Consider the following 299-nt stretch of genomic DNA (forward strand, 5'->3'; position numbering starts at 1 on the left):
CTAGTTTTCAAAGAACATACCATGCTATATAAAATAGCTTTTGGTGGAGCCTAGCGGGATCGAACCGCTGACCTCCTGCGTGCAAGGCAGGCGCTCTCCCAGCTGAGCTAAGGCCCCAAGTTGTATGGTGGGCCTAAATGGACTCGAACCATCGACCTCACGCTTATCAGGCGTGCGCTCTAACCAGCTGAGCTATAGGCCCATACAAATTGCAGAATTATTTTATATCATATTCTTATTAAAGAGTCAACACATTTATTGAACTCTCAAAACTAAACGAAAACGAAACACGGAAACTT

2 tRNA genes are annotated in these 299 nt (G+C 44.5%); both read right to left on the reverse strand.

Features of this window, described 5'->3' with window-relative positions:
* Positions 1-41: 41 nt before the first annotated feature.
* Positions 42-117, reverse strand: a tRNA-Ala gene (locus tag CN373_RS24195).
* 8 nt (positions 118-125) lie between these two features.
* Positions 126-202 (reverse strand) — tRNA-Ile (locus tag CN373_RS24200).
* Between the last annotated feature and the right edge of the window lie 97 nt (positions 203-299).

Origin of the sequence: Bacillus cereus, assembly GCF_002561295.1 — a bacterium.
Classification (GTDB): Bacteria; Bacillota; Bacilli; order Bacillales; family Bacillaceae_G; genus Bacillus_A; species Bacillus_A cereus_S.